Annotated in this window: 7 protein-coding genes and 1 pseudogene; 6 read left to right on the forward strand and 2 right to left on the reverse strand. The window is 60.8% G+C overall.

Features of this window, described 5'->3' with window-relative positions; genetic code table 11:
- From VFL62_RS02955 to VFL62_RS02965, 3 genes and pseudogenes are all read left to right on the forward strand, one after another.
- Nucleotides 1-870, forward strand: a pseudogene (locus VFL62_RS02955) (hypothetical protein); the annotation flags it as partial.
- Nucleotides 871-970: 100 nt separating this feature from the next.
- A complete protein-coding gene (locus tag VFL62_RS02960; protein WP_325170889.1) occupies nt 971-3,205 on the forward strand; it encodes an adenylate/guanylate cyclase domain-containing protein in 2,235 nt (744 codons plus the stop codon).
- A gap of 54 nt (nt 3,206-3,259) precedes the next feature.
- Entirely contained in the window at nt 3,260-3,688 is a 429-nt protein-coding gene (locus VFL62_RS02965; protein ID WP_325170890.1) for a MerR family transcriptional regulator, read from the forward strand.
- Here the strand turns inward: VFL62_RS02965 and VFL62_RS02970 are convergent.
- Together VFL62_RS02970 and VFL62_RS02975 are read right to left on the reverse strand one after the other, a co-directional pair.
- The gene (locus VFL62_RS02970) at nt 3,665-4,075 is read right to left on the reverse strand and encodes a nuclear transport factor 2 family protein (protein WP_325170891.1); all 411 of its coding nucleotides are present in this window, start codon (nt 4,073-4,075) and stop codon (nt 3,665-3,667) included. The genes VFL62_RS02965 and VFL62_RS02970 overlap by 24 nt on opposite strands.
- 89 nt (nt 4,076-4,164) lie before the next feature.
- Complete coding sequence (locus VFL62_RS02975; protein WP_325170892.1) at nt 4,165-5,772, reverse strand: ABC transporter substrate-binding protein; 1,608 nt, start codon at nt 5,770-5,772, stop codon at nt 4,165-4,167.
- Nucleotides 5,773-6,019: 247 nt separating this feature from the next.
- On the opposite strand from VFL62_RS02975, the gene VFL62_RS02980 reads away from it, so the two are divergent.
- From VFL62_RS02980 to VFL62_RS02990, 3 genes are read left to right on the forward strand one after another with little or no spacing between them, the layout of a single operon-like run.
- Nucleotides 6,020-7,627, forward strand: a complete 1,608-nt coding sequence (locus VFL62_RS02980; RefSeq protein ID WP_325170895.1) for an ABC transporter substrate-binding protein — start codon at nt 6,020-6,022, stop codon at nt 7,625-7,627.
- Between the two features lie 39 nt (nt 7,628-7,666).
- Nucleotides 7,667-8,620, forward strand: coding sequence for an ABC transporter permease (locus tag VFL62_RS02985; protein WP_325170893.1), 954 nt, complete (start codon nt 7,667-7,669; stop codon nt 8,618-8,620).
- Between the two features lie 2 nt (nt 8,621-8,622).
- Entirely contained in the window at nt 8,623-9,510 is an 888-nt protein-coding gene (locus VFL62_RS02990; RefSeq protein ID WP_325170894.1) for an ABC transporter permease, read from the forward strand.
- Nucleotides 9,511-9,716: the final 206 nt, after the last annotated feature.

Below are 9,716 nucleotides of genomic sequence, written 5' to 3' on the forward strand. Positions count from 1 at the left end.
CAAGGGTCGATGTCGGTCAGCTACGATAGTCACAATCATCAGGTGACGATCACCAACAGCCATAACCATGACTCGGTTACGCTCAAGGTTTCCGGAAGCTCCTCGGGCGATTTTGAAATTTCGTCGGACGGACACGGCGGCACGCTGCTCGACGACCCGGCGGCGACGGGCACCGTGACGATTGACAGCGATCAGGTGCTCGGCGTCTCGGCTGCAAGCTCGGCGACGGTGAGTTTCACCAACAGTACTGGAACGACGGGCGAGCTGTTGCTCGCCGACTCCAAGGATTTCACGGGTTCGATTACCGGCTTCGCCGGCGACGGCACGATCGTGAATTCGGATCTGATCGACGTTGCGGACGTCAATTTCGCCAACGTCGCGACGGACAAGACGACGTACACGGAAAATTCCGCCGGCACCGGCGGAACGCTGACCCTGCACGACGCGAACGGGCAGGTCCTCGACAGCATCAATTTCACCGGCAACTATCAGCTCGCGAACTTCACCATCGAGGACGATGGCACCGGAGGCACGCTGATCGTCGATCCGCCGGTTAGTACGAGCGGCCCGGCGCCGACCAATACGGTCGTTGCCACCGCTCCGAACCAGACCCTGATCGGCTCCGCACCAGCCGAAAACTTCGTGTTCAACTTCGCCGGCGTCGGCCAGTCCACGATCACAAACTTTGATCCGGCCGCAGATTCGATCAAATTCGCCAGCTCCATCTTCGCCGATGCCCAGGCAATCCTGAATGCGACGCACGATGACGGTCATGGAAATTCGATCATCGCAATCGACGCCCATGACACCATCACATTGAATGGCGTTCAGAAAGCTCAGCTGCACGCCGGCGATTTCCATATCGTCTAGGACGGTTTTGCGTGAAGCGCGCCGCCGCGGTCGGGGCGTCAGATCGGTGCGCCGAAACAAGATTCGTGATCAATTCCGCATGCCGTGATATCGAAACGGCATGACACGTCTCAAAAGCATCCGGCGCTGGTTCGGGCGAAAATTCGGTTTTTCGCGGCTGATATGTCTGGCGCTTCTGATCGGCATTGCGGCGCTGCGCATCGCGGATTTTGCGCCGATCGAGGAATTGCGGGTCAGGACATTCGACTTCTACCAGCGCTTCGATCCGCGGGTGAAGACCACGCGACCGGTCACCATTATCGACATCGACGAGCCGAGCCTGAAGAAGCTCGGGCAGTGGCCGTGGCCCCGCACGGCCATCGCGGACATGGTGATCAACCTCGCCAATCTCGGCGCCGTCGCGATTGCCTTCGACGTCGTGTTCTCCGAACCCGACCGGCTCAATCCGGATGTCGCGGCCAGGACCATGCGCTATCTGGATGAGCTGACGCGGACCCGCTTGCGGGAATTGCCCAGCAACGACCAGATCCTCTCAGATTCCCTCAGGCGGGCGCGCGTCGTGCTCGGCGAGACCGGCCTCGCGGCCGTGGTCTCAGAACTGGACAAAGATCTTCCGTTCACGGGATTTGCGACGCTTGGCGACAAAGGCGGCATCGAGCCGCGCTTCTACGAGTTTCCCGGTCTGTTGCGCAACGTTTCCGTGCTGGAAAAGGTCGCCGCCGGCCGAGGCCTTCTCACCATCGTTCCCGAACGCGACGGCATTGTCCGCCGGGTGCCGATGATGTTGCGGGCGCAAGGTCAGATGATGCCGTCCTTGAGCATGGAATTGCTTCGGGTCATTTCAGGCACATCGACCATCCTGGCCAAGTATGACGAGGCTGGCGTCAAGAGTCTCGCCGTCCGCGGCCTCGATGTTCCAACCGACAAGAACGGTCAGCTCTGGGTGCATTTCGCGCGTCAGGATCCGTCGATTTACGTCTCGGCGGCGAGCGTGCTCGACAACACCGCGCCGGTCGACAAGATCAGAGGCAAGCTGGTGCTGATCGGCACCTCCGCGGTGGCGCTGAACGACCTCAAGACCACGCCGGTTTCCGCAGCGATGCCGGGTGTCGAGATCCACGCCCAGGTGCTGGAGGCCGCGCTGACGCATGCGGTGCTGGCCCAGCCGAATTATGCGATCGCGGTCGAATTCCTCGGCGCGATGGTTCTCGGACTTCTGGTCATCATCTTCGCGCCCAGTTTTGGACCCGTCACGCTAGTCGGTGTCGGCGCCCTGTTCGCCACGGTGCTGTTCGGGGCATCCTGGTATTTCTATCAGTACCATCGGCTGCTGATCGACTTTACCTACCCGCTGCTGTCGACCACCGCGATCTATCTGACGTTGATTTTCGCAAGCTTTGTCCGAGAGCAGCGGCAGCGCCGCCAGATCCGCTCCGCCTTTGGCCAATACATCTCGCCGGCGCTGGTCGAACAGCTCGCGCATTCGCCAGAAAAACTCAAACTCGGCGGCGAAGAGCGCGAGATGACGATCATGTTCTCCGACGTCCGTGGTTTCACCTCGATCTCCGAATCCTACAAACACGATCCGCAGGGGTTGACCGCCCTGATGAACCGCTTCCTGACCCCGCTCACCGACGCCATCCTGGCGCGCAAGGGCACCATCGACAAATATATGGGCGATGCGATCATGGCGTTCTGGAACGCGCCGCTCGACGACAACGAGCATCAGATCAACGCCTGCAACGCCGCGCTCGACATGTTGGAGAAGATCGATGCGCTCAACAGGGAGCGCGAGATCGAGGCGCAGAACGGCGGTCATGTCTATATCCCGATCAATGTAGGCGTCGGCCTCAACACCGGCGTCTGCGTCGTCGGCAATATGGGTTCGAACCTGCGCTTCGACTATTCGGTGCTCGGCGACAGCGTCAATTTGGCTTCGCGGCTGGAAGGACAATCCAAAGAATACGGCTTTCCGATCATCGCTGGTTCGAAAACGGCGCTCGCGGCCAAGGACAAGTTCGCGATCCTCGAGCTCGACTTCATCATGGTCAAAGGCAAGAAGGAGCCGGAAGTCATTTATGCCATCGCCGGCCGCCTGGATGTCGCGAATTCGGCGAAATTCCAGGCCTTGCGCAATCTCACCATTGAAATGCTCGCCTGCTATCGCAGCCGTGACTGGGAAGGCGCGCTGGCTTCGATCGAGCGCGGCCGCCGCAACGACGATGCGGGCGCGCTCGGCTATCTCTACAAGCTCTATGAAGCTCGGATTCGCGACTATCAGCAAAACCCGCCGCCGGAGGACTGGAACGGCGCGTTCGCGCTGTTGACGAAGTAGCGCGCCCATTGCAACGCCGGCTAAACTGACCATCTCAGTGAGCGGAGCACAATGATGCCGCAGGATCTGCATATTGGCGATGTGGCGAACCGCACGGGCCGCAGCGTGCATACCATCCGCTGGTACGAACGTCAGGGATTGATCCCTGGCGTATGTCGCGACGCAGCTGGCCGCCGTCTCTACAGCGACTATCACGTCGGCTGGCTCGACTTGATGGAGAGGTTGCGCTCAACCGGCATGTCGATCCGTGAAATGCGGGAATACACACGCCTTGCGCAACAGGGCTCGGCTGCGTTGGCGGATCGCCATGCCTTGCTGAGTGCCCATCAGCTCCGCGTGAGAGAAAACATCCGGCGCTGGACCGACGCTCTGGCGCTGATCAATGCGAAAGTCGAGTTCTATGACGAATGGATCGACACCGGCGAACGTCCGACCGTTTCGCCGCATCGCCGTTTGAAGTCAGGCACCCGTCGGCGGCCTTAACACGCGATTGACGAGCGCAGTATCCATGTATTCGGTCATTTCCCGCATCTGGCCGTCGGCCATGCGAATGACGAAGCAATAGGTGTTGGCGTAACGCTCACCCGACTTTGTGGTAGCGTCGCCCTGACACTCCATGACGACATAGTCGCCGTCAGCGAGGATACGCGTCGCCGTGATGCTGGAGGGGGCGGCGAGCTGCGCATAAAGCGGCTTCAATAGTTGCTCGCGCACCTCCGCCTTTCCGACATAGCTACGCGACCATGCCGTCGAGCCCGTGATACGCCAGACGAAGTCGTCAGCCATCGCGGCCAGGAAGGGCGCGTGATCGCGGCGCGATCGCGCGTCCATGATCGACTGGATGAGGGTCTTGTTTTCAACAGGGGTCATAGCTGCTCCTTTTGGAATGTGAACAGCTACGGCTTCTACGACCTAGAGCATGCTTCAGGTCAAGGAGAAATTCGCATCGCGTGCGGGCTTCACTCCACGCCGATCGTGGTCAGGTCCTGGAACCAGTGCTGAGCCTGCACGAATTTCTTGATCCGAGGCGAGAGCGCATGCGGGTTGGTGTCATGGACCACCCACACCAGCGCGGCATCATCCACGATCAGCGCGTGGGCCTGCGCGATCAACTCGTCCTGTTTGGTGATGTCGAAAGTCTGCTTGGCTTCATTGATCAGCGCGTCAACCTTGGGATTCTTGTAGCCGCCCCAGTTCACCCCGACCGGCGCGATCTGATCGGAAGCGAAGAAACGCACGATCGCATAGAGCGGGTCTGACGTGACATAGGCGATGTTATTGGCGGTGATGCCGGCGTTGATCTCGTCGGCCGCGCCCTTGCGCCAATGCGTGTAGAGCGTTTCGAGTTCGACCACCTTGAAGTCGATGTCGATGCCGATCTCCTTGAAGCTTTGCTGCAGGAATTCGTTCATCGGCAACGACAGCATCTGTCCAGTGCCGCCTTGCGCGATGATGAAGGTCGTCTTCAGCGGCTTTTCCCTGGAATAGCCGGCTTCCTCGACCAGCTTCTTGGCTGACGCAAGATCGTATTTGATGTCGAATGTGGGCTTGCCGAACCAGGGGCTCGACGGATCGACCTGTCCCTTGGCGGGCTTAGCCAGTCCGTTCATCAGCCCGACCACGCCCTCGCGATCGATCGCAAGATTGAGCGCCTTGCGCAGGCGGATGTCGGTCCAGGGCGAACCGGGCAGTACGCTCAGATGATAATTCCACACATGCGGGGTGATGTTGTCGACGATCCGCATGCCGGCGGCTTTGAGCTGCGGCACCGCGTCCGGCGCCGGCGTCTCGATCAGATCGACCTGCCCGGCGAGCAGTGCATTGGTGCGCGTCAACGCTTCCGGCATCGGGATCAGCACGAGTTTGTCGGTTTTGGGCAGGCGCTTCTTGTCCCAATAGTCCGGGTTTTTCGTCAGCTCCGCGAGTTCGCGCGGCACCAGTTTGGTCAGCTTGAACGGACCGGTGCCCGACGGCTGGCTTGCAAACTTGTCCCAGTCCCTTCCGAGTTTTTCGTATTGCGCAGGGCTTGAGACCAGGAACCAGAGCATCTGGTATGGAAAGAAGGAGTCGACCGTCTTGGTGGTAATCTCGACGGTGTCGTTATCGATCTTGGCGTAGCTCGCGACCGACGGCAGGCGGGTCTTCACCTGCGCGCTCTGGCGCTTGTCGAACTGCGGCGCCTTGTCGTTGAGAACCTTGTCGAGATTCCAGATCACCGCGTCGGCGTTGAATTCGCTGCCGTCGTGAAACTTGACACCTTTACGAAGGGTGAACCGCCACTTGGTCTTGTCCTTGTCATCGACCGTCCATGACGTGGCGAGGCCCGGCACGAGCTTGCCGGGGCGGTCCGCCACGTCCATTTCCCAGGCGACCAACGGATCGTAGATCGTGTAGGCCGTGAATTGATAGGCACCCGCGCCACGGTCCGGCTGTCCCGTCGTCAGCGGGATGTCGGCCATCGAAATCCCGTAGCGAACGATCGTCTCGGCTTTCACGGATTTTGTGGTGATCCCGATGCACGCGACGAACGTCAGGGACAGTGCGAGGATCGGATTGCGGACGCGCATCAACAAAAGGCTCCATTGAACAATGATGGCGCTCGGGCGTGCAAGGTTGATGCCAGAAAATGCGCCTGCGACAATGCGTTCCGGAGCGGCTGGGAGCGATCACGTTACAGCGAGCTATTGCCGTCGGTGGCACAGCCATTGCATAAAGTTGCCCAGAAAATAATCATCAAAAAATCCGAGGGGATCGATGACCAATTTGAGTGAGACGATCGGCAAGCGCCGGGCTGCAGTGCTGGTCCTGGCGGCTATGTTGAGTGTTTCGCTGCCGCAACTCGCGCGTGCAGAGTCGGTGGTTCGCATCGGCATGACGGCCGCCGACATTCCGCGCACGCTCGGCCAGCCCGATCAGGGTTTTGAAGGCAACCGTTTTACCGGTCTCACGATGTATGACGGTTTGACGATGTGGGACCTGTCGTCGGCCGACAAAGCGAGCGTGGTGATTCCGGGGCTGGCGACCGAATGGGCGGTCGACCAGGCCGACAAAAAGAAGTGGACATTCAAGCTTCGTTCCGGGGTCACATTTCACGACGGCTCGCCGTTCAATGCCGACGCGGTGGTGTGGAATGTCGAAAAGGTGCTCAAGCAGGACGCGATCCAGTTCGATCCGAGCCAGGTCGGCGTGACCGCCTCGCGGATGCCGACGCTGGCGTCCGCGCGCAAGGTCGACGATATGACGGTGGAGTTGACCACCAAGGAGCCGGACAGTTTTCTTCCCATCAATCTCACCAATCTGTTCATGGCGAGCCCGGCGAAATGGCAGAAATTGTTCGATGCCGCGCCAGGCGCGGACGCGAAGGCCAAATCGCAGGCGGCGTGGGACGCCTTTGCAAAAGACGCTTCCGGCACCGGCCCATGGAAGATGAAGAGCTTCACGCCGCGCGAGCGGCTGGAACTCGTGAAGAACGAGAACTATTGGGACAAGGCGCGCGTTCCCAAGCTCGACAAGATCGTGCTGTTGCCAATGCCCGAGGCGAATGCCCGCACCGCGGCCTTGCTCTCCGGACAGGTCGAATGGATAGAGGCACCGGCGCCGGATGCGTTGCCTGAAATCAAGCAGCGCGGCTTTGTCCTCTATTCGAACGAGGAGCCGCACGTCTGGCCATGGCAGTTCTCGCGCATCGAAGGCTCGCCCTGGAACGATATCCGTGTGCGCAAGGCGGCCAATCTCTGCGTCGATCGCGAAGGCCTCAAGGACGGTCTCCTCGCGGGCCTGATGGTGCCGGCGACCGGCACCTTCGAGCCCGGCCATCCCTGGCGCGGCAATCCAAGCTTTCAGATCAAGTACGACAAGCCGGCGGCGCAAAAGCTGATGCAGGAAGCCGGTTTCGGCCCAACCAAGAAGTTGACGGTCAAGGTCCAGACCTCGGCCTCCGGCTCGGGCCAGATGCTGCCGCTGCCGATGAACGAGTATCTGCAACAGGCGCTTGCCGAGTGCTACTTCGACGTTCAGCTCGATGTCATCGAGTGGAATACGCTGTTCACCAATTGGCGCCGCGGCGCCAAGGACCCGTCCGCAAATGGCGCCAACGCCACCAACGTCACCTATGCGGCGATGGACCCGTTCTTTGCGATGGTGCGATTTCTGCAGTCGGGAATGGCGCCGCCGGTGTCCAACAACTGGGGTTTCATCAACAATCCGAAATTCGACGAGCTGGTGATGAAGGCCCGGCAGAGTTTTGACCCTGCCGAGCGCGACAAGGCGCTCGCCGAATTGCATGCGGCTTCCGTCGACGATGCGGCATTCCTTTATGTCGCCCATGACGTGGCGCCGCGCGCCTTGAGCCCGAAGATCAAGGGATTTGTGCAGCCCAAAAGCTGGTTCGTCGATCTGTCGCCGATCACTTTGGTGCCGTGATCGTCGAACTCCTGCGCGCGCAGATCAAGCGAGTGACCCGTGCTTAACTATGTCGCCCGACGCATCGTCTATGTGATCCCGATCCTCGTCAGCGTGGCGCTGGTGTGCTTCATGCTGGTGCACATCACGCCCGGCGATCCGCTTGTGGCGGTGTTGCCGGCCGACGCCTCGCAGGAACTCGCCGATCAAATGCGTGCGGCTTACGGATTTGATCGGCCACTGCCGGTCCAGTTTGGACTATGGCTATGGCGGGCGATCAACGGCGATCTCGGCAATTCGATCGCAACCGGCCGGCCGGTCTTGAGCGAAGTCATGCGCGCGGTCGGCAACACCGTGACGCTGGCGGTCGCGGCGGCGCTGATCGGCTTCACGCTTGGCCTGTTCTTCGGCCTGGTCGCCGGCTATTTTCGCGATAGCTGGATCGACAAGGTCGCGACCTCGATCGCGATTGCCGGGGTTTCGGTGCCGCATTACTGGCTTGGCATGGTGCTGGTGATTATTTTTTCAGTGCAGCTGAGCTGGTTGCCCGCGGTTGGCGCCGGGCCGGGCGGCTCCGGCGCATGGGCCTGGGATTGGGAGCACATCCGCTATCTGATCCTGCCGGCGGTGACGACTTCAGTCATCCCGATGGGCATCGTCACCCGCACCGTGCGGGCGCTGACGGGTGACATCCTGAGCCAGGATTTTGTCGAGGCGCTGCGGGCGAAGGGCCTGCATGAGACGGACGTGTTTCGCCATGTCATCAAGAACGCTGCGCCGACGGCCATGGCGGTCATGGGCCTGCAACTCGGATATATGCTCGGCGGTTCGATCCTGATCGAAACCGTGTTCTCCTGGCCAGGTTCGGGGCTGTTGCTCAATTCCGCGATCTTCCAGCGCGATCTGCCGCTGCTTCAAGGCACCATCCTGGTGCTCGCGATGTTCTTCGTCATCCTCAATTTGCTGGTCGATATCGCGCAGGCCGCGATCGACCCACGAATCAAGCGGAGCTAGCGATGAGCGCAACGATGGACGCCGCGCTTCAGGCCCCGCCTATGGCAAAAGCGCGCGGCTATTGGGCAACCGTCGGGCGGCGTATCGTCCGCGACAAGGTCAGCATGGCCTGCGCTGTCATCCTGATTGCGATCTTTGCGTCCGCCATCTGCGCGCCGTGGCTCGGCCTTGCCGATCCCTATCAGGGCTCGATGATCCGGAGACTTCGCCACATCGGCACGGCAGGATTTCCGCTCGGCACCGACGAACTCGGCCGCGATATGCTCTGCCGATTGATCTATGGCGGCCGGCTGTCGCTGATCGTCGGCATCCTTCCGGTGATCCTCGCTTTCGCCATAGGCACCTCGCTCGGCCTCGTTGCCGGCTATGTCGGCGGCTGGGTCAACACCGCGATCATGCGCACCGTCGACGTATTCTACGCCTTTCCCTCGGTGCTGCTTGCGATCGCGATTTCGGGAGCCTTGGGCGCCGGCATCGTCAACTCGATCGTATCGCTGACGGTCGTCTTCGTCCCGCAGATCACCCGCATCGCCGAAAGCGTCACCACCGGTGTGCGCAACATGGATTTTGTCGAGGCGGCGCGGGCCTCGGGCGCGGACCCCTTCACCATCATGCGCGTGCATATGCTCGGCAACGTGCTGGGGCCGATTTTCGTCTACGCCACCGGTCTCATTTCGGTGTCGATGATACTGGCCGCCGGTCTGTCGTTCCTCGGTCTCGGCACCAAGCCGCCGGAGCCGGAATGGGGGCTGATGCTCAACACCTTGCGCACCGCGATCTATGTCAATCCGTGGGTCGCGGCCTTGCCGGGCGTCATGATCTTTGCGGTTTCGATCTGCTTTAACCTGCTCAGCGATGGCATGCGCTCGGCCATGGACATCAGGAACTGACGTGTGGCTGTTCAGAAGTCCGCATCAGCATTGCCGCGGGGCCTCATACGGACGTCTGAACGAACGCCACACGCCTTTAACTTTGCTGGCGTCCTTTCGATTCCGAAGTTCGAAACGTGGGGCCGAAAATTGACACGAACTTCGAAATCGGGACACCAGCCATGACCCTGCTCGAGCCGATCAAGGACGTCGGCGGCGCAGCGCAG

The organism is Bradyrhizobium sp. (genome assembly GCF_035701725.1).
GTDB lineage: Bacteria > Pseudomonadota > Alphaproteobacteria > Rhizobiales > Xanthobacteraceae > Bradyrhizobium.